The 19,488-nt window shown below is 48.8% G+C and carries 15 protein-coding genes; 1 reads left to right on the forward strand and 14 read right to left on the reverse strand.

Annotated elements, in window-relative coordinates:
• Positions 1-61 precede the first annotated feature (61 nt).
• Together ACINK7_RS12630 and ACINK7_RS12635 are read right to left on the reverse strand one after the other, a co-directional pair.
• Positions 62-1,648, reverse strand: a complete 1,587-nt coding sequence (locus ACINK7_RS12630; protein WP_404355608.1) for a GTPase — start codon at positions 1,646-1,648, stop codon at positions 62-64.
• A complete protein-coding gene (locus tag ACINK7_RS12635; RefSeq protein WP_404355610.1) occupies positions 1,629-3,365 on the reverse strand; it encodes a GTPase in 1,737 nt (578 codons plus the stop codon). Before ACINK7_RS12635 ends, ACINK7_RS12630 begins: the two co-directional genes overlap by 20 nt.
• 157 nt (positions 3,366-3,522) lie before the next feature.
• Between ACINK7_RS12635 and ACINK7_RS12640 the strand changes: the two genes are divergently transcribed.
• Positions 3,523-3,942 (forward strand): hypothetical protein, encoded by a 420-nt coding sequence (locus tag ACINK7_RS12640; RefSeq protein WP_014149050.1) that lies wholly within the window; start codon positions 3,523-3,525, stop codon positions 3,940-3,942.
• 206 nt (positions 3,943-4,148) lie between these two features.
• On the opposite strand, the gene ACINK7_RS12645 is transcribed toward ACINK7_RS12640, so the two are convergent.
• From ACINK7_RS12645 to ACINK7_RS12700, 12 genes are all read right to left on the reverse strand, one after another.
• Positions 4,149-4,823: a DUF2959 domain-containing protein gene (locus ACINK7_RS12645; RefSeq protein ID WP_404355613.1), complete on the reverse strand. Its 675-nt coding sequence runs from the start codon at positions 4,821-4,823 to the stop codon at positions 4,149-4,151.
• Positions 4,823-5,386, reverse strand: coding sequence for a uridylate kinase (locus ACINK7_RS12650; RefSeq protein WP_404355615.1), 564 nt, complete (start codon positions 5,384-5,386; stop codon positions 4,823-4,825). Before ACINK7_RS12650 ends, ACINK7_RS12645 begins: the two co-directional genes overlap by 1 nt.
• Complete coding sequence (gene pabB, locus ACINK7_RS12655) at positions 5,383-6,756, reverse strand: aminodeoxychorismate synthase component I (protein WP_404355617.1); 1,374 nt, start codon at positions 6,754-6,756, stop codon at positions 5,383-5,385. The genes ACINK7_RS12650 and pabB overlap by 4 nt, the downstream gene beginning before the upstream one ends.
• Before the next feature lie 237 nt (positions 6,757-6,993).
• Positions 6,994-7,812, reverse strand: a complete 819-nt coding sequence (truA, locus tag ACINK7_RS12660; protein WP_404355619.1) for a tRNA pseudouridine(38-40) synthase TruA — start codon at positions 7,810-7,812, stop codon at positions 6,994-6,996.
• Positions 7,813-7,826: 14 nt separating this feature from the next.
• Entirely contained in the window at positions 7,827-8,315 is a 489-nt protein-coding gene (locus tag ACINK7_RS12665) for a L,D-transpeptidase family protein (RefSeq protein WP_404355620.1), read from the reverse strand.
• Positions 8,316-8,322: 7 nt separating this feature from the next.
• A complete protein-coding gene (locus ACINK7_RS12670) occupies positions 8,323-8,475 on the reverse strand; it encodes a hypothetical protein (RefSeq protein ID WP_404355622.1) in 153 nt (50 codons plus the stop codon).
• A 487-nt stretch (positions 8,476-8,962) separates the two neighbouring features.
• On the reverse strand, positions 8,963-10,297 hold the full coding sequence (gene rlmD, locus ACINK7_RS12675; protein WP_404355623.1) for a 23S rRNA (uracil(1939)-C(5))-methyltransferase RlmD: 1,335 nt from the start codon (positions 10,295-10,297) through the stop codon (positions 8,963-8,965).
• 2 nt (positions 10,298-10,299) lie between these two features.
• Positions 10,300-10,884 carry a YdbL family protein gene (locus ACINK7_RS12680; RefSeq protein ID WP_404355625.1) on the reverse strand — a complete coding sequence of 195 codons (585 nt, stop codon included), beginning with the start codon at positions 10,882-10,884 and terminating at the stop codon, positions 10,300-10,302.
• Positions 10,885-10,896: 12 nt separating this feature from the next.
• Positions 10,897-12,903 carry a C4-dicarboxylate ABC transporter gene (locus ACINK7_RS12685; protein WP_404355627.1) on the reverse strand — a complete coding sequence of 669 codons (2,007 nt, stop codon included), beginning with the start codon at positions 12,901-12,903 and terminating at the stop codon, positions 10,897-10,899.
• 61 nt (positions 12,904-12,964) lie between these two features.
• The gene (gene cysM / locus ACINK7_RS12690) at positions 12,965-13,855 is read right to left on the reverse strand and encodes a cysteine synthase CysM (RefSeq protein WP_404355629.1); all 891 of its coding nucleotides are present in this window, start codon (positions 13,853-13,855) and stop codon (positions 12,965-12,967) included.
• 116 nt (positions 13,856-13,971) lie between these two features.
• On the reverse strand, positions 13,972-16,185 hold the full coding sequence (locus ACINK7_RS12695; RefSeq protein WP_404355631.1) for a PhnD/SsuA/transferrin family substrate-binding protein: 2,214 nt from the start codon (positions 16,183-16,185) through the stop codon (positions 13,972-13,974).
• Positions 16,186-16,997: 812 nt separating this feature from the next.
• Positions 16,998-19,466, reverse strand: coding sequence for an EAL domain-containing protein (locus ACINK7_RS12700; protein ID WP_404355632.1), 2,469 nt, complete (start codon positions 19,464-19,466; stop codon positions 16,998-17,000).
• Positions 19,467-19,488: the final 22 nt, after the last annotated feature.

Genomic DNA, 19,488 nt, shown 5'->3' on the forward strand with positions numbered 1-19,488 from the left:
AAATGATTCGTGATTTCAACTACTTGTCAAGCGCCGTTTTCACCTTTCACCTTTCACCTTATCAATCAACCAACATTCTAGCTAAACGACTATCACTTCGTATCGTTTCGATACTTTCTTGACTGCTCTCGCATTGTCGTATTATCTGCTCGGCTTCTGCCGCAATTTCGCTACGTTGCTGACAAAGTTTCTCGATGGCATTGACGATTTCCGCTTCGATTTGTATCAGCGCTATTGCCACACCTTTTTTTAAACCTTTCAATGCGGCTTTTTCGAGCGAGGGCTTGAGTTTCTTTAAGATAAAAAACGGAATCAGCCAACTGAGGCCTACAAACAAGCTGCTATGAATCGCAAAGTTCGCCCCCAGATAGTTACGGTAATCCAAACTGCTATGATAATAACCGGAAAAAACCTGATAACCGACAAAACTCATCGCGCCGAGCGGCAGTACGATTTCGCAAAACCGCATGCCTTTTAAAAAAGCACGATGCGCAGCATGCCCTGGATTGGCCAAGGCCTGCCTAACCGCGAGTTCGGTTTGGTCATACATGATTTTTTCGGCCTTGCCGCGTAATTGCAATAATTCGCGTTTTAGCGCGGCTGTCGCCAAGCCGTTAGCATCGGCATGAAGAATGAGGTCGTCGAGCGCATCCTCATAACGGCTTTGCACCCACGCGTCCCATAACTCGCTTTGTTGCTGTTTCGATGCTTTATCATGTTCTGCATAATAGCCGGCCAATTGTCGAAGCGGCCATTCGAAACCTTGCTGCAAGGTTCGACCGGTGTCCTGCCAGCTCCGGCGCCAGCGCTCGGACAGCTTTCGATAATCCCGGTCATTGCCGACATGTTTCAAACAATCGACCAAACTCATTTTCAATGCATCCTTTCGAGCCTGAGTGTTTCGAGATTCTAATTGCTTGACTGTGGTTTCGGTCGCAAGTGTCGCAATCGTCTCAGCCAAGTTTTCAAATTCGTCGGGGAAATCGGGCTCGCCGCAGGCAGTCTTGAAAATAATCGGGGCGTCAAATCCGGCCACGCTTAACTGCTCTTTAAAGTCGTCGTATTGCACCGCCTCCCCGCGATCCCATTGATTCATCACAAACAGCCAGGCATGACGCCCGCCTTCGGCCAGCAATAAACGCCAAGCCTTGTTATCCCGGTATCGTTCGGGACTGACGACATAAATCAACACATCGATATGCGGCAGCCATTGCAGCACGATTTCTTGATTGTGCAAGGCTGTACTATCGAAATCGGGCATATCGATCCAGATAACATTTTTATTCGTTTCGTCATCGTGCTCGGCCTGACGGATTTCATCGAACGGTAGGTTTTCCGGTAGTTTCGATAAATGCACCGCTCGATGGCGGTACATCGTCACCTCTCGCGACGTCGGACGCTCTACGCCGGTTTTTGCGATCGATTGACCGGCCAAACGATTCAACAATGTGCTCTTCCCGACACCGGTCCCTCCCATGAATGCAACGATCAAGGGCCGGGATGACGAACGGTCGATCAGCGACTCCGGCGTTCTCGAGTCGATCGCCTCGAGCTGTCTCGCCGTATGTTGGTCTATCCATCCGGCCGCTACTGCTCGTTCGGCCCAACGTTTGGTGTTTGCGACTAAATCAGAGTAATCGTAATCCATGTTTTTTATTCTTGAGTTGCTGCTCGGCTTGTTCTAATTGCTCCGGGGTAATATTGAAATAGCTGTCCGAGGACAATTGCTCGGGCAATTTGAACAAGGCCTCTCGAAGGCATTCGATATAAAGTTTTTGCCTGACAATTTGCAATTGCCGTTGCTTGAGTTCCGCTTCGACCTTATTCAAATAGCTCCCCATCGCGCTCTCGGTCAAAAATGAAGTCACCGATAACATCGCCGGGGCTATGATTAAATCATGCAAACCCAATCCACCGGCCTGAAGAGAAATGGCAACGGCCGCCGCATCGGTAGTCGCGCGGGTGGCTCTGAGACCGTTCAATACATAAGGCTGTTCCTGTAATTTTGCGTAGAGCCGGAAGGCCGCGCTTTCGACTTCTTGCTGAAAATCATTATGATAACGAAGCACGGCATCGTTGAATTCTACCAATAACGCATGCCGCCGATTGCGCAACAGTCCGATACCCCCCCGCCACCAAGCGCTGTCGCCATTTTGTTCTGTTTTTTCCAGCAAGGCATCCATGATGCGAATTAATAAATGTTCCGCCAGATGATTCAATAAAGCGACCTCATGACTGCTGTCGGTAATACGAGACCTCTTCATTCCTATTTTCATGACTTGCCTAATCGGCCAGGTTAGCGCCTTGCGAGTACCCACCAACACTCTTGCAAACCCGGGAATCTCTAATAAACTCAATAATTTCGCCAAGGCGCTTTGAAAAGTTTCATAATAACGAGGATGATTCAAGTAATCGTTTTGATACTGCGTCAACGACTGTTTAATGGAAGCATCGACAAGGCTTCGCCATTCTTGCAGCGCCATGTGTTCCGAGCGTACAGGCTCCAGCCATTCCTGCCAGTGCTTAAGCAGAAACTCTTGAACCACCTCATTGTTACGACGGCGATTGACTTGATGAAACAATTTCCGGACCGCGGACCGCTCGTTTTCCGGCCATGTCGGTGCGGCTTGTTTTTGATAGAATAACGGCACGATAGTCGGGCAATCGTCGCTTCTCGATTGTCGCCATTTTTCGGATAATGAACGGATTACGATATGTTCGCTACCTTCGGCCAATTTATTCACGCAAATTAAGGTCGGTTGACGCAATGTTTCAATCGAACTCATCAGCTCCCATACCGATTGGTCGGCATATTTCTCTTTGCTGACGACCAAAATCACGATATCGGCCAATGCAATCGAACGCATTAACGCCTCACTGTAACCAATCGCGCCGATCGAATCGAAATCGGGCGTATCCCAAACTAAGCACTCGGGCAATAAATCGGATGCTCCTATATTCTCGGTCAAGGCATAACATTCGAGCCTGTCCTTACGTAATTCGTCTTGGCGCACTTGTTGAAAACGTCCAAAGAAATGCTGTACGCTTTCGCAGTCTTCCAGTTTGACCGAATTACAAAAACCTTGCGCATGCACGGTAAAGCCAGCCAATGGACTCACACCGGCCTGAGAGCTGTTAAGCAATAGATTGACCAAGGTACTTTTTCCGGCTTGCGTCGGGCCGACTACGGCCACTTGCAACGGTTGAAAAGTAAAGCGTTTATGCATATCGGCCTTGCGAATCGATGCTTCGGCCAATATTTGCCGATCGATGCGTTGCTGATACACTGCCTTCACCGCATCGCTTGCGGTATGCGAAGAAACCGTTTGATAGCGTTGCTTTAGTAATTGAATAAATTCCAGCATATTGATGTGGCTTAGGTTTATAATCGCCAAGTAATTCGAGCGTTCGACTTTACGGCGGACACCGAACAGGAAAATGGTATTTCCGAAAAATTAATTAGCTAATTAACATTATTATAAGAATAGTACACCAGACACTATAACGATTGAGGTTAACCCTATGAGGATTCTATCAGCCCTTTTGCTCTCCGTATTGACTTTATCGCTAACCGCTTGCGGTAGATCGGAACAGATTAACGGGCGAAGCAGTAGTACCGCTTACCGGTCGGTTAAAATGCTAAAGGAACGCTTGCCCCCGGAAAAACGGATTGAATTCGAAATCTCGTTCTGGACCATTCGAGACGCTTACAAAGACACCAAAGAGTTTTTATCTCAAGTCGACGGCAAAAACCCGGACGAAATCATCGAAACAGGCCGAGAAATTTACCAGCAACGTAAAAACCAAGGCTTCAGAGAATACCAGCAATACAGTTCTTGGGAAGAAATGATCGATAAATACGCAAGGGAGCGCCGCGAACAAGACCGACACATTAAACCCGATAAAAGGGATAAAGCCAACGACGTACTTTACAAATTGTAAAAGACCGTACAAGGAAACATGTAGGGCGGATTCGTACCACGGATCCGCCCTTGCGACTTATACCTTCACACTTCAAATTTCGGCAGTGCCTAAGGAGGCACCGGGGGGCCTGGCATAGAGCCGACATGGACGTATTCATGGCGTCCTTTGCCGGGCCCCGGCGCCGAATTTTGATCTACGATGGGTAATTGATTTAATGACCGTAATCAACCCGCAGGTAAGGCTTTTTGCTCGACTAAACCGGCGATAAAGCGATTCGCTTCGAAAATGGTCTGCTCCATCGCTTGAACCAACTGCGTCATATCCATGCTGATTTCTATGAACTCATGCTCTAAAGCAGCAATCGCCTGCGCGTTGAGATTGTGCTTCAAAAACAATACCTGATCCTTGAATGCCGCCAATACCGGGTTGATTTTACTTTCGGCTCTGTGCATCGTTTTGATTAATTTAGCGTAATGTTGCTGGGATTGTCTTAATTGCTGTCGACTTTTGGTCTTCAACGAGCGATTAGTATACTCGTCGAGTTCAGCTTCCCATTCTGCAAACAACGCACCAGTGACTTCTTCGATCGCGCGAATGCGACAACCGAGCTCATCCGACTTCGCCTTACAAAAATCGTATTGTTGTTGCAATAAACGATATTTGTTTTCTAGCGTCGAATCGTCAACGACGACAATCGTTTTAAATCGCTCCAGAGCGTTTTCAAAATGAATTTTGGTTTCTTGCAAGCTACCGCAGGCTTGTTCGACATGCCTTACCACCATATCCCGCTTCGGGTGCCCCATCGACTCCTTGGCCTGATAATAGGCTTGACGGGCTATCTTGCTCACTAAACGCCCAACTGAATTGAACGTTTTTCGGGTTAAATTGTTATCTGCCATTAGAATTCATCTTTATTAACGACGCTTATTTTAAATCGGGCGTTTTCGGTAAATCCGGGAAATGCCCAGTCGACAAAACCTAATTCCGCAAGGTTATTTACGTCAGCGGTTTGCGAAACTTCAGCCGATTTGATCAAAATTAATTCATCGGCATCGAGTCTAACTGCGAGCCAAGCGGCAAGGCTATCGGAAGTCACATCCCAGCTAGCGGGAACACCGGCTTGGTTCAGTTCATTGACATCGGGAGACCAAATGACCGGCTTTCCTAGGTCGAGCTGCCGAACAATATCGGTACTCGAGCCAGCCAATACACAATCGCGATGCATCGAATGCATCAACAAGGCCATCTGCTGCATCGCCAAAAGGGCCATTTCGTGCGCAGTAATATCATCGAAGCGCCAACGCTGTTGAGCCTGCCGTACTTGCTCGGCAAAATCACCGCCGCCGGGCACCCAAACACTGCCTTCCCGGTAGAAAGCTGCCGCTTTGTCCAAGCACGATTTTAAAGCTCCACCACGCTCAAGACTACCGCCGAACTTTATGACCCGCAAGCCGGTTTTCATACAACCGTTAGCTGACTCAAAACCGATATCATCGCCGAGGCTTTGTCGAAGCACTCCTGGTATTCCTCTTCCATCACCGAGTCGTTCACGATACCGCCGCCAGCCCAAAAACGAATCCTTCCATCTGAATGCACTAAGGTTCTGATCGCGATATTGGTATCCATATTGCCGTCGAAACCCATATAGCCGATCGCACCGCAATAAACACCTCGCCGATGTGGCTCCAATTCTTCGATGATCTGCATCGCTCTGATTTTTGGCGCACCGGTAATCGAACCTCCGGGAAAACAGCTTCTCAGCAAATCCAAGCCATGCCGGCCTTCCGCCAATTCGCCGGTGATCGTGCTAACCAAGTGATGCACGGTCGCATAACTTTCGATATCGAATAAACGGGGAACTTTAACGGAACCGTTTTTGCAATTCTTACTGATATCGTTACGCAATAAGTCGACGATCATGACATTTTCGGCACGATCTTTCTTGCTGCTTTCCAACTGACTGATTTGATCGAGGTCGTCGGCGTGACTCGATTTCCTCGGGCGCGTTCCTTTGATCGGCTTGGTTTCGACAAAGCCGTCACGAAGCTTTAAAAAACGCTCCGGCGAGGAACTCAACACGGATGCCTCCGGCGTATTCATATATGCGCTAAACGGCGCCGAATTTAATTTTCGCAGTTTCAAATAAGCCGTCCAAGGATCACCATGGCATGGTGCACAGAAACGCTGGGCAAGATTGACTTGGTAACAATCGCCATCTTTCAAATATTTTTTGATACGGCTAAAGGCTTCGGCGTAGTCCGCCTGATCGAAGTTAGCTTCAACAGGCCCTGTAACATAAAATCCATTTTGCATCCCCTCTTCCGGCAATCGGCTAAACAATTTCGTTAAATTCGCCAATTGCGCCTCGTCGAGGTAACCGACCAAGCGGCTACGGCGCAGTTGATGATCGACAATCACAGCCCATTCGTAAATACCGACCGCCATTTCGGCAATATTTTCAGCATCTCGCGCTATGACAGGCATTTTTTCCAAGCGGCGAGCCAAATCGTAGGAAAAATAACCGATAGCGCCGCCATTAAACGGCACATCGTCGAATCCCGGCCGTTTCGGTAGTAATTGTTTTTTGACTAATTCAAAAGGATCGTCGGTCGATTCGCTGACAACAACACCCCGTTTGATCTTGGTGACATTTCCATGTGTGACTAAGGTGCAAACCGGATCGGCAGCCATGATATCGAAACAGCCTTGGCGACTAACCGGGTATCCGCTATCCAAAAACACCGCCCAAGGTTTACCGGAAAACGGTGCAAACAAGCGAGCACTATCTTCGAAATAAGGAAGTGGTTGATTGATGATTTTAGATAGCGACATTTAGTAGGGGAAGGGAATTAACCGTTCGGAGTCATCCAAGATTCCGCATCGTTTGAGAGCACAGCATCGAATGCCGATGAACAAGATAGTAATTTTATAACATCCTAGGGTATTTAAGAAACGCAAATGGAAACGATGCCAGGACAAGCGCATTGATCTAATTTCGGTAGTGCCCGAGGAAACGCAGGGGGTGTCCAAGAAGGCTTTGTATTAGGTCATCACTGAAAGCGCTACACGTTAAGCCTTCGGACGATCATCAAAACGTTTCGCATCGAGCGGCAGTTTATCGAATACCGGATGCCTGATAATGCCGTAAAGTTCCGGATAATAAACGCCGCCTAAATACAAGCCGTCGGGCGGCGCTGTGATTCCGCCTTGATCGCGATCCTTGATCAACAATAATTCTTGTGTCCAATCGATCGGCCGCTTATCTAAACCGATTTCGATCAACACGCCGGCAATGTTTCTGACCATGTGGTGCAAAAACGCATTGGCCGAAATATCCATAATGACCTTTTCCTGTTGGCGGTAAACATCGATAAAATGCATCATGCGGCGAGGACTTTTAGATTGACAGCCTTGCGCTCTAAACGACGAAAAATCATGGTCACCAATCAAATATTGTGCAGCTCGATGCATTTTATCGGCATCAAGCGACTGATAGCACCATGTGACTTGTTTGCGCAGCAAAGCCGATTTCATCGGCCTGTTCAAAATGACATAGCGATAAAACCGGGCAATAGCGCTGTAACGAGCATGAAAATCGAAAGCCGCCTGCTGCGCCCAAATGATCCTAATGTCATCGGGCAAATGAGTATTCCCGCCCATCATCCATCCGTACATAGATCGCTCGGCTTGCGTGTCGAAATGCACGACCTGTTCAAGCGCATGCACGCCGGCATCGGTACGCCCCGCGCAAATTACCGTGATCGGCTCATCGGCGATTTTAGACAGCGCGGTTTCCAGCTCGGATTGTACGGTTCTCCGCGCGGTTTGCCATTGCCAACCGAAAAAAGCGCTGCCGTCGTATTCGATTCCTAAAACGATTCTAGGCATCTCAATCTAATAATTTATTCATGAATATAAACTTCGGTATTGATCGCAACGCGCTCAAATAAATCGAGCAAATCGGCATTGATCATACGAATGCAGCCGTGCGATTCGGGCTTGCCCTTCATCAGTTCGTCGGGGCAACCGTGAATGTAAATATAACGCCAGGCCGTATCGACTGAACCATAGCGGTTTTTTCCGGGCTCGAGGCCGCCCAACCAGAGAATTCGTGTCAAAATCCAATCGCGTTCCGGAAATTGCTCGGCTAAGTCCGGTGAATAGATTTCACCGGTCGGCCTTCGCGCTTTGAAAACAGAATAAACAGGAAGGTCCTGACCGATTTTCGCGCGAATATTATGCCAGCCGCGCGGTGTGCATTCGCTACCCCTCAATTCGCCGGGACCGTTTTTTGCCGTGGAAACGGGATAAGACTTTATAACCTTGCCTTCATCGACAAGCATCAACCGTTGAGCGGGAATCGAAATATCTATGAATGAGTTGAGTGTCATAAGTTTATTAGTAAGCGGTAAGCGGTAAGCGGTAAGCGGTAAGCGGTAAGCGGTAAGCGGTAAGCGGTAAGCGGTAAGCGGTAAGCGGTAAGCGGTAAGCGGTAAGCGGTAAGCGGTAAGCGGTAAGCGGTAAGCGGTAAGCGGTAAAATGATGCAGCATTTAAATCGCTTGTCAAGCGCCGATTTCACCTTTCACCTTTCACCTTTCACCTTTCACCTTTCACCTTTCACCTTTCACCTTTCACCTTTCACCTTTCACCTTTCACCTTTCACCTTTCACCTTTCACCTTTCACCTTTCACCTTTCACCTTTCACCTTTCACCTTTCACCTTTCACCTTTCACCTTTCACCTTTCACCTTTCACCTTTCACCTTTCACCTTTCACCTTTCACCTTTCACCTTTCACCTTTCACCTTTCACCTTTCACCTTTCACCTTTCACCTTTCACCTTTCACCTTTCACCTTTCACCTTTCACCTTTCACCTTTCACCTTTCACCTTTCACCTTTCACCTTTCACCTTTCACCTTTCACCTTTCACCTTTCACCTTTCACCTTTCACCTTTCACCTTTCACCTTTCACCTTTCACCTTTCACCTTTCACCTTTCACCTTTCACCTTTCACCTTTCACCTTTCACCTTTCACCTTTCACCTTTCAAACAACGCAATCGATTCTACATGCGCGGTTTGCGGGAACATATTCATGACGCCGGCTTTTACCAGTTTAAAACCTAAATCGTTCACCAGAATGCCGGCATCACGGGCTAAGGTTGAGGGATTGCACGAAACATATACGATACTTTCGGGCTGCCAGTGCTTGAAATGATGCAATACCTCCGATGCGCCGGCTCGCGACGGATCGAGCAAAATTTTGTTATAGCGCTGTTTTGCCCACGGTAAATCGACAATCGCCTTACTCAAGTCGGCTGCATGAAACTCGACATTATCCAGATTGTTCAAACGGGCATTCGCCCGTGCATGATTGACCAGCGGCAAATCGCCTTCGATACCGACCACTTTTCCAGCGTAACGAGCCATCGGCAAGGTAAAGTTTCCAAGCCCGCAGAACAGATCCAGCACGACATCGTCCTTCGTCAGATCCAACGCTTCGATAACCCGATTGACCATAAGCCGGTTGATTTCATAATTGACCTGCGTAAACATCGCCGGCCTGAACCGGAATACGATATCGTGATCCGGTAAGGCATAAGTTGGGGTTACCACTGGTTCGCCATCAATCGGCGCGATCGTATCGGGGCCTTTCGACTGCAGACACAAGGTCACATTATGCTTATGCGCAAAAGACCGCATTCGCTCCTTATCCTCGTCGGTGGGCGGCTCCAGTACGCGTACCGCAAGCACGCAATCCTCATCGCCGATCGCAACTTCGATCTGCGGGATTTTCTCTCTGATCGTCAAGCCGCCGATCATCTCCGATAAAGCCATTAAGCGCGTTCCGACGACCGGATGCATGACCTTGCAGCTTTCGATCTCGGCCAAAAACGGTTGGCGCTTTTCGCGGAAACCGACGAGCACCCTGCCTTTTTTCGCGACATACTTGACGCCCATGCGCGCCTTGCGCCGATACCCCCAATGCGGGCCATCCAAAGACGGCCAAATTTCAGGAATATCGAGTTTACCGATGCGTTTAAACTGCTCTTTCAGCAATTCCTCTTTAATATGGATTTGCTCGCTTGAAGCGACATGCTGAAAACTGCATCCGCCGCATAGATCATAATGCGGACATTCGGCCTCGACGCGGTACTCGGCCTTACTCAATAGTTTGACGACACGTCCTTCGGCGAAATCGCGGCGAATATCGGTATAGACAAATTCGAGTTCCTCGCCCGGCAAGGCCGCATCAATAAATACCGCCTTGTCGTCGACATGGGCGACGCCTCGCCCATCGTGCGTCAGCGAGTCGATCACGGTTCTAACCGGTGTTTCCGGTAATTTTTTACGTTCCCTTTTTCTCCGCGCCATACTTATTTTTGTCTCCAACTGCCGTTCGGTGCTTGATACCACCAACCGGACCGAGCATTGCCGATCCAACGCGCGGCAAACGTCGATTTAATCTGAGTAAACCAATTGGGTTGGCCGTTGGCATTGGCGATGGCCTGGTAGAGCTTATTACGATCGGCGTTCTCGGCGGCCACCAAGCGATTGACTTGAGTTCGGTCTCGCAAAGGCACGGCAGAAGGATCACGGACCACTAAAAGACCGTCCGAACTGATGCCTATATAGCCTGCATCGTAATACGGTTTCAATGACGAAAAACGGTTTTGCATCGATGCGGTCAGACGTCTGATTTCGGGCGAGTCGATCGACAGATCGGCTTGTTGTGCATGCGCCGGCGCAATCACGACATTCAATACTCCGTCGATCAATCGATAAAACACGATCTTCAACGACTGTAAGTCGCTTTGGGGCTTTTGAGATGAATCAGTCGTTTGCTGTATATCTTTAATGATTTGATCCGCCGCTTTTTCCGCAGCAGCGGCGGGAAAATAGATATTAATCGTTACACATGCCGTTAGCAGCAAGGCGCCGATAATCGATATTTTTTTCATGTTTGACTCCGGTTACTCGATGACCATGTCGTCCGACGCTATCGTAATGCGTTTCAGACGCTCCAATAAAACATTCCAATCAACGCGGAGATTATACCCCATCACATCGATTCTCGGCAGGCCGCCGCCTTTGACGATGTAATACCCTTTCTCGGCCGGTTCCGCACCTGTCAACTGGCACACACCATTATGCAAATAACAGCCGATGCCGAGACGCTCGTAGCCGAAAGTCTCGAAAAAACCTAAAAAGGTTCTTGAAATCAAGTCGGTGGCCCCGCCTCCGCCGATACTGGCTAAATTTTCGACTGCGGTTTGGCTGATTCGGCGACTCGAATCGTCATCATCCGGCGTGCCTAACCATGCAAAAAAAGTCACTGGTTGCCAATTTTCCAAATAGAGATCGCGAACGAAACCGGACAAGCGCCCTTCAATACCGCCGAATTTAAATTTGCTCGTCAATTGTTCCAGATCTAGATTATCAATCTCGATTGAGCCATACACTTGAGAAAAATCACTGAATAAACCGGTAGAAGCAAGCTGACCGATCGAAATTCGGCCGTCGAACACATCAATCGTCAACTCGCCATCCAAAGCAAGCTTATTATCCCGGTAATCGACGCCGGGAATTTTGCCGCTAATCGTTCCGCTCATCGGCGTCCAGTCCAAGGCCTGCGTCAACTCTTCCAATAAAATATCTTCCAATTCGCCGATAAAAAACAAATCGTGCTCGTCGTTATCGCGTGCAGTCCAATCGAAACGTTCGATAGCTAGAGCACCGCCAAGTAATGGTAATCGCGTTTTATTTAATAGGCGAAACGAGGTCGCTTCGGTCAAAAACGATATTTTAGCTGAGTCAATCGGCACATTACCCAGTTGTAACTGTTGCCAAGCAAAGACCGAAGGTTTAGCAGGACCTTCTCGAGCAGACCAATGCAGCGACCCGATTCCATCGGTTAAAGCCAAGCGAGATTGATTGTCACTTACGTTTAAACCATCGATATCCACAGCCAGATCGAGCATCGTATTATGATGTATCGAAGCGTCGGCGCTTAAACGCCCGGACAGACGCATGCCTTCTGCCGGAGTACCTAAGAGCAGCGAATCGAGATAATTGCCGGACACAGACTGCAAATTTTCCGCTTGGACAAAAAACCGTCCCTGCTCGAGACTCAAAGAAGGAATCGTTTTAACCTGACCGCTGCCGGATACCTCGAATACGCCGGGATGACGAAAATCAACATGCGCGATGTCCACTCGCCGCGAATCGGCATGCCAAGTACCCGCGCTATTGATCGAGACAGTTTCAGGCGGCAGCTTGACAAACCAGGGCTCGACATACAATGCTCCTTTGGAAAATTCGGCGCGGCTTAACCATTGCCAATTGCCCGTTACCGAATCGGCCCGGAAAGACCATACGGCATCGATATCTTCGCCGGCAAGACTACCGTCCGTAACCTGTCCGGATAACCCCTTAAGACTGGCATGGACGGAAAGCTTATTTAATTCAATTCCGGGTCCTTCGGCAGAGAAATCGATATCGGCACGCCCTGCGCCTATTTGAAAATCATCGGAATCGATAAAAGGTTTGATAGCGTCGCTTTGCAAGCCGCGCGAATTTACTTGAAGCGCCCAGAGCTCCTCTTCGACCGAGGCATGTACGTCAATTTCGCCGCCGCCGGCTTTGAGCCGTTCGATGCGTACTTCACTACGGTGGGGTCCGATACTGAAACGAAAATCGAAAGCCGGCGATTGTAACCAAGCACTATTGATTTTCGCCCGGCCTTTGAAACAATGGATTTCATCATCGCGCCAACTGAAATCCGAACATTCGATGCCGACGAATGTTATTTCATCGAAGGGCGCGGGAAGACTGAGAGATTGCACCGATAAAACGATATTTTGAGACGGCGCCGCTAAATCGGACAACCGAATCTCAACACCTTCAAGCTGCCAACCTTCAGCTTCGATCGTAGCTATTCTCAAGCCAACCGAATCCAATGCCATTACCGTTGAAGACATCAACAAACACGAGGAAATTCCAAGCGTTTTCATGGCACATAGTAGCCAAAGGACGTAGCGATCAACCGGGAAAAACACCGGTCGACAAATAACGGTCGCCACGATCGCAGATAATCACAACAATCACCGAATTTTCAACTTCTGCAGACAACCTCAATGCAGCGGCAACGGCTCCGCCCGACGATACCCCGGCAAAAATACCCTCCTCGGTCGCCAGCGCCCGCATTGTGGTTTCGGCAGTTGCTTGATCGATATCGATAATTCTATCGACGCGGCTTCGGTCGTAGATTTTCGGTAAATATTCCTTCGGCCATCGCCGAATACCGGGAATTTTCGAATCGCCTTCCGGCTGAACGCCGACGATTTGAATCGCGGGATCTTGTTCTTTTAGATAACTCGATGTCCCCATGATCGTCCCGGTCGTGCCCATCGAGCTGACGAAATGCGTGATACGGCCTTCGGTATCGCGCCAGATTTCAGGACCGGTACCTTCATAATGCGCGCGCGGATTGTCCGGATTGGCAAACTGGTCGAGAATTCGGCCTTTGCCTTCACGCTCCATCTGCCGGGCCAAATCGATCGCGCCCTCCATGCTCGATGCGGACGGCGTCAAGATGATCTCGGCGCCGTAAGCCTTCATCGATGCCCTACGTTCCTCGCTCATGTTATCCGGCATGATCAAAGTCATTTTATAGCCTTTAATCGCGGCCGCCATGGCCAATGCGATACCGGTATTGCCGCTGGTCGCCTCGATCAAGCGATCGCCCGGTTCAATTTCGCCGCGCGCTTCGGCATGCTTGATCATACTCAACGCGGGCCGGTCCTTTACCGAACCGGCTGGATTATTACCTTCCAGTTTAGCTAAAATAATATTCGACGAATCTCCGGGCAAGCGTTGTAATTTAACCAGAGGAGTATTGCCGACACAGGATTCTATCGTTTTAAATGTCATGTCTGAATTGTCTAAAGTAAAGTCATTGCTGTGAGGAAAATAAAGCTAGGGATTTGGACCTAAATAACGTCCCTGCCAATAGTGTCTATTTTCCAGCTCTTGAAAAGATTTTTCGGCTAAGTCTTGCTTTCGATCGAAGACGGCTCTAGCGGTATTTCGAATGCGAACAGACTACCATAACCCTCGCCTTTCGATTCGGCCCAAATTCGCCCACCATGGTGCTCGACAATGCGCCGGCATAAGGCCAAGCCCATTCCGGTACCCTCGAAACGCGTTCGCGGTTGCAAGCGGCTGAAAAAAGCGAACAAACGATCAATCTGCGCCGGATCGATGCCAATGCCATTATCCTTGATACGCACTTGCCAAATGCTATTGTCCCGTTTTGAATTTATTTCCAGATGCGGCTTATGTCCTTCGCAATATTTAACCGCATTGCCGATCAAATTCTGAAACAAACGAATCATTTCATCCGGACTCGCATACACTTGCGGCCATTCGCCGTCGATATCGATGATAGCCTTCGACTCGTTGATGATGGCCGCCAAACCGGCGAGCGACTCGTTGAGCATCTCGAGACTTTCTATCCGGCGCATCGCCTCGGTTTTACGACCGATACGGGAAAACTCGAGTAATGACATAATCATCGCATCCATGCGTTTAGCCCCTTCAAGCACGAAATTAAAATTAAGCTGACCGTCTTCGTCCAATTTATTATTCAAATCGTTCGCTAAGAATTGCAAATGCCCGGTGATACTTCGCAAGGGCTGACGCATATCATGAGAAACGCTGTAAGCAAATTGTTCGAGATCGGCATTCGATTGCTGCAAGGCTTCAGTTTTTCGCTCGAGTTGCTCGGTCGCATGCCGACGCTCCATTTCACTCGCGGCACGCGTTGCAAACACTTTCAATAGAGACAACATGAATTCGGGATCTTCGGTCGGCTTGACATCCATCACCCCCATATGCCCCAAAAATTGGCCCTGACTATCCGACAACGGTATTCCTACATAACTTTCTACGGCGTTTTGTTTTAGCCAAACATCATCCGGAAAATGCTCGGCGACTTTTTCGGAAAACACGCTAATCCGTTTTTTAATAACATTCTCGCAAGGCGTGCCGCAAATATCGTAACTAAAATTTTCGCCGACCATTTCACCGTTCCAAAACGCGATCGTTCGCGCTTTTCGAAAATCATTGCCATCAATTTCGGCAACGAAAGCAAAACGCATGTTCAATACGTTCGCCAAGCATTCAACCAACGATGCAAAAAAAGTTTCCCCAACAACGGACGACGTTCCTTTAATAATCGCCTCCAGCGTATTACGCGTTTGCGTCAAAAGCTCGGTCTTTTGTAACACACGCCGACGTTCCGCCTGTAATTTCTTATTGACCCTCCATAGACTCAAACTCAATAACGAGATCAAAGCGGCAATGACTACAGCGGAAATAATTTGCAGCGAGTAACGCTGCCAAACATCCTCAAGCGTAAAACGGGGGGGTGAATCGAAAGGAGGTAAACGCAAGTCTCGCAACAAATCCGCCACAGCGGTGTAATCGGCCGGAATGTTAAAACCACGAATGGCTAATTGGTGTGTAACCTCGGGATTGTCGGTTAATAAGAATAAAGCGGCTACAACACGACGAGCCAGCGTTTCGTTAATATGAGGCAAAGACGCAATAGGCCATTCGGGAAACAAACGCGTCGATATCGCAGCAGGAAAATCGGGTAAATCTTGACGATTTAGTACATGCACTCGGGTCAGGTCGAGTTTTCCTTGCAGAGCCATCGACTCAAGCACACCGCTACGCACAAAACCGACCTCGGCATCGCCGTTAAATACGGCTTCTATGACCCGGTCATGAGGCATCCCTGTTATCAATGGCTTAAAATCCTGACCGGCATATAAATTATTTTTCATTAATTCATGAGCCTGCATTTGGTAGCCGCCCAGCGACCGGGTCGTAGCAACGGCAACGGTTTTTCCGCGCAAATCGGTCAATTGCCGTAACGACTTACGATCGGCCAGTGTAAAAATAACGCCGCCAAATGCTGAAAGCGCTTGATCACCCTCACTTTTAACCAAAGTTGCCAAAGGCGCCGACAAACCGCTTCGGTAAGCCATTAGCCAATAATGCGATGGATTCGTTAAAATAAGATCGATTTGACGCGTCGCGACTGCCTGCTCCAACTCCTCATAATCCATTGCCTCGACACTAAATTCGCAATCCGGAACCGCTTGATTCAAAATATCCGCTAGCGGTTGATACTGCTTCTGAATATAGTCTTTAGAACGATAAGCCAAGACGCCTATTTTCAGAGGTTCGGCCAAAACAGTTGACTCAAAAAGAATGCACAAAAAAACTAGTCCGACACAACAAGAAGCGTTATTGTAAATCCCAGCAAATTTTTTCATCGGACCATCCTGCGTCCAACAAACATCAGCCCCCGCAATTCATACTCCCTTTTGATCGAAAACCCGCCTAAGAATAAAAGGTATGGGGTATGGTTAGCGAGGGTGTCGGCAGCAGGGCAGATTTTTTGCTCCTTGCAAAATCTGCATTCACGCCATCCATGGCGTTCGATTGCTGCCGTCAAGCCCTCATGGATGGGTTCACGGCGGTCCTCGCTAGCCACACCCCATACCTTCATAAAGTTAACCATTTTTTGAGTATACCTATCGCACATCAAATTTCGGTTTTTTAAAACCCTAACCCCAGCAGCCCTCTCCCACTATGGGCGAGGGAGTAGAATCATAAGCGCCAACTTAAGGAAAAACGCGTCATTCCGCCAGGGATTGGCGGAATCCAGGGCCAGGGATGGCAATGCTTAGCTTCACACTCATGTAACCTGGATATCGGCAATCCTGTCGATATGACGAATAAAGCCTCAAATGCACTATAGAATAGACACTAAGTTGGCGCTTATGGGGAGTAGAATGCCCACATTTCATGTGCGATGGGTATATATACCCATCGGAGATCAAAATTCGGCACCGGGGTGCCCGTCAAAGGACGCCGTGAATACGTCCATGTAGGCTCTATGCCAGCTCCATGCTGGCAAAGCCTTTGCCGAGCACCCCGGCGCCTCCTAAGGCACTGCCGAAATTTGAAATGCGAAAGGTATATAAGGAAGTAACGCTTCTTACTGATCTCTCAAGCGTTGCAACCAACTTTCCGCCGGCTCGGGTTTACCGTATAAGTACCCTTGATAAATCACTCGGCTGCGAGCTTTCAAAAAATCGCTCTGAGCTCGAGTTTCCACCCCTTCAGCCACTACTTGCAAGCTCAAATGTTGCGCAACCGCTAAAATAGTTTCGACCAATGCGGCATCGTTCGGATCGGTTGGCGCATCTTGAATAAAACTTTTATCAATTTTTATTTCATGTATCGGCAAGCGTTTTAAATAAGCCAAGCTCGAATAGCCGGTACCGAAATCATCCATCGAAAAATGAATGCCCATCGTCGACAACGTAGTCATTTTAGCCACCACATCTTCGAGATTACCGATCATTAAGCCTTCGGTCACTTCCAAAACCAAATGTGTCGGATCGGCGCCGCTCAGCATCAATTGCCGCTTTATTTCCCCTACGAAGTCCGAACGTTCGAAATGCCTCGGACTAATATTTACCGAAAGCCGAACCGAACGGCCTTCGCCATCAAGTTCGGCTAATATCCTGCAAACCGAACCGAGCATCCAGCGATCGAGCGCTACTATCAAATCGGTCGCTTCGGCCAGCGGAATAAATACTCCGGGCATGATCAAGCCTCGTTCGGGATGTTGCCAACGCACCAGGGACTCCGCTCCAACCTGGACACCGTCGCTATCGACCTGTGGCTGCAAATAAAGCTTGAGTTGTCCTTCGGCGATCGCCGTACGCAGTTCGCCTTCGAGCTTGAAACGCTCCTTGACCGCATCACCCATCGTAGTTTCGAAGAACACAACACGTCCTCCGCCTTCGGTTTTAGCGCAATGCATGGCCATATCGGCCTGGCGTAATATATCGATTGCTGTTTCACCGATTCCTTCGGAACACAGTGCGATTCCAACCGCAGCATCGAGATGCAATAGCTCTTTGTCGACCTCGAAACCGCGGCGCAATTCAGCTCGCAGTTTTTCCGCCAGCGCTAACGCGTCTCGTCCGAACGCTTCTTGCGTAGGCGATTGGCGTGTCAGCAAAACGGCAAATTCGTCGGAATCCAATCTTGTCAATAAATCATCATCACTCAATGCATCAAACAAGCGGTTAGCAACGGTTTTAAGCAATTCATCGCCGATCGCCAGTCCGCGAGCTTCATTAATATCCTTAAAACGGTCAAGATTTAATATGAGCACGCCGGCACATCGACCGTTCCGATCAGTACTAATCAAGGTTTGCTCCAATTCCTTCAAGAACAGAGCACGGTTGCCAAGACCGGTCAGCGGATCGCGCCACGCCAATTTTTCGGCCGCCTCTTGTGCACGCCTGATTTCGCTTAGATCGGCAAATACGGCGATATATTGCGTCACGTTCCCTCGCTCATCCCTAACCGCGCTGATCGTTTCCCATTCCAGAAACAGCTCTCCGTTCTTGCGTCGATTCCAGATTTCGCCGGCCCATTCCCCTTTATTCTGCAACGATCGCCACATTTCAGCCCAAAACAATTTACTATATCGCCCTGAATTTAACAGGCGAGGGTTTTTTCCTTGCACTTCAGCTTCGGTATATCCGGTAATGCGCGTAAAGGCCGGATTAACGGTGATAATGTTCGCATCGGCATCAGTCACCATGATCGCTTCGCCGGCCGTCTCAAAGACACGAGTGGAAAGTCTATGGCGCGCCTCGGCTTGTTTACGCTCATTAATATCGCGCCCAACCACAACCAACCCTTTACGGCGACCATCTTCATGAAACAACGGAATTTTAACGATCTCAAACGTTCGTGAAGATCCGTCGGGGCGGGGAATTTCTTCTTCAACCCGGGAAATTACTCCGGATTGCCAAGCTTTTTCGTCGCTGGCTTCACAGGCCAAAAAAGCCTCTTTATAAAAGTCTTGGTAAGCCGCTAGCTCGGAATCTTTTTTACCTCGATAATCAACATGCTCCAAACCAAATAATTTCAAATCGAAATCGTTTGCTTCGAGCCAACGCCCTTCGCCATCCTTAAAGCAAACGATATCCGGCATCGCATTGATTAACGTACGCAAATGCATGCCGGTTTCGGCCAAACGTTGCTCAAGGCGTCCTCGGCTAACCGCATAACGAATCGCACGCACCAATCCGTCTGTTTCGAAACGACCTTTGACTAAATAGTCCTGGGCTCCGCAATCCAATGTCCGCAATGCGAATTGACTATCGTCATTACCGGTCAAGACAATCAACGGTAAAGTCTCTGCGGCTTGACGAACCGCATCCACAGTACTGAGCCCACTCGAGTCCGGCAAGGTCAAATCGAGCAAAACTACATCGAGCAAACCATCCTGCAACTGGCGTTTAGCTTCGGTCAAGGTTGTTGACCAAATAATTTCGAAATGGACGTCCCGAGACGCACGCAAAGCCTGACGCACCAAATTAGCATCGCCGGGATCGTCTTCCACCATTAATACCCGGTAAGATCCGGTGTTTGACATCATTTTTTAAAGGTTTGAAAGATAA

Source organism: Methylotuvimicrobium sp. KM1, assembly GCF_044788715.1.
In the GTDB taxonomy this organism is placed as follows: domain Bacteria; phylum Pseudomonadota; class Gammaproteobacteria; order Methylococcales; family Methylomonadaceae; genus Methylotuvimicrobium.

Coding starts and splice junctions, on each gene's coding strand:
- ACINK7_RS12635 (WP_404355610.1), bottom strand. CDS start 3,365: ATGCTGGAATTTATTCAATTACTAAAGCAACGCTATCAAACGGTTTCT.
- rlmD (WP_404355623.1), bottom strand. CDS start 10,297: ATGGCGCGGAGAAAAAGGGAACGTAAAAAATTACCGGAAACACCGGTT.
- ACINK7_RS12630 (WP_404355608.1), bottom strand. CDS start 1,648: ATGGATTACGATTACTCTGATTTAGTCGCAAACACCAAACGTTGGGCC.
- pabB (WP_404355617.1), bottom strand. CDS start 6,756: ATGTCGCTATCTAAAATCATCAATCAACCACTTCCTTATTTCGAAGAT.
- ACINK7_RS12650 (WP_404355615.1), bottom strand. CDS start 5,386: ATGAAAACCGGCTTGCGGGTCATAAAGTTCGGCGGTAGTCTTGAGCGT.
- ACINK7_RS12670 (WP_404355622.1), bottom strand. CDS start 8,475: ATGCTGCATCATTTTACCGCTTACCGCTTACCGCTTACCGCTTACCGC.
- truA (WP_404355619.1), bottom strand. CDS start 7,812: ATGCCTAGAATCGTTTTAGGAATCGAATACGACGGCAGCGCTTTTTTC.
- cysM (WP_404355629.1), bottom strand. CDS start 13,855: ATGACATTTAAAACGATAGAATCCTGTGTCGGCAATACTCCTCTGGTT.
- ACINK7_RS12700 (WP_404355632.1), bottom strand. CDS start 19,466: ATGATGTCAAACACCGGATCTTACCGGGTATTAATGGTGGAAGACGAT.
- ACINK7_RS12685 (WP_404355627.1), bottom strand. CDS start 12,903: ATGTCTTCAACGGTAATGGCATTGGATTCGGTTGGCTTGAGAATAGCT.
- ACINK7_RS12680 (WP_404355625.1), bottom strand. CDS start 10,884: ATGAAAAAAATATCGATTATCGGCGCCTTGCTGCTAACGGCATGTGTA.
- ACINK7_RS12645 (WP_404355613.1), bottom strand. CDS start 4,823: ATGGCAGATAACAATTTAACCCGAAAAACGTTCAATTCAGTTGGGCGT.
- ACINK7_RS12665 (WP_404355620.1), bottom strand. CDS start 8,315: ATGACACTCAACTCATTCATAGATATTTCGATTCCCGCTCAACGGTTG.
- ACINK7_RS12640 (WP_014149050.1), top strand. CDS start 3,523: ATGAGGATTCTATCAGCCCTTTTGCTCTCCGTATTGACTTTATCGCTA.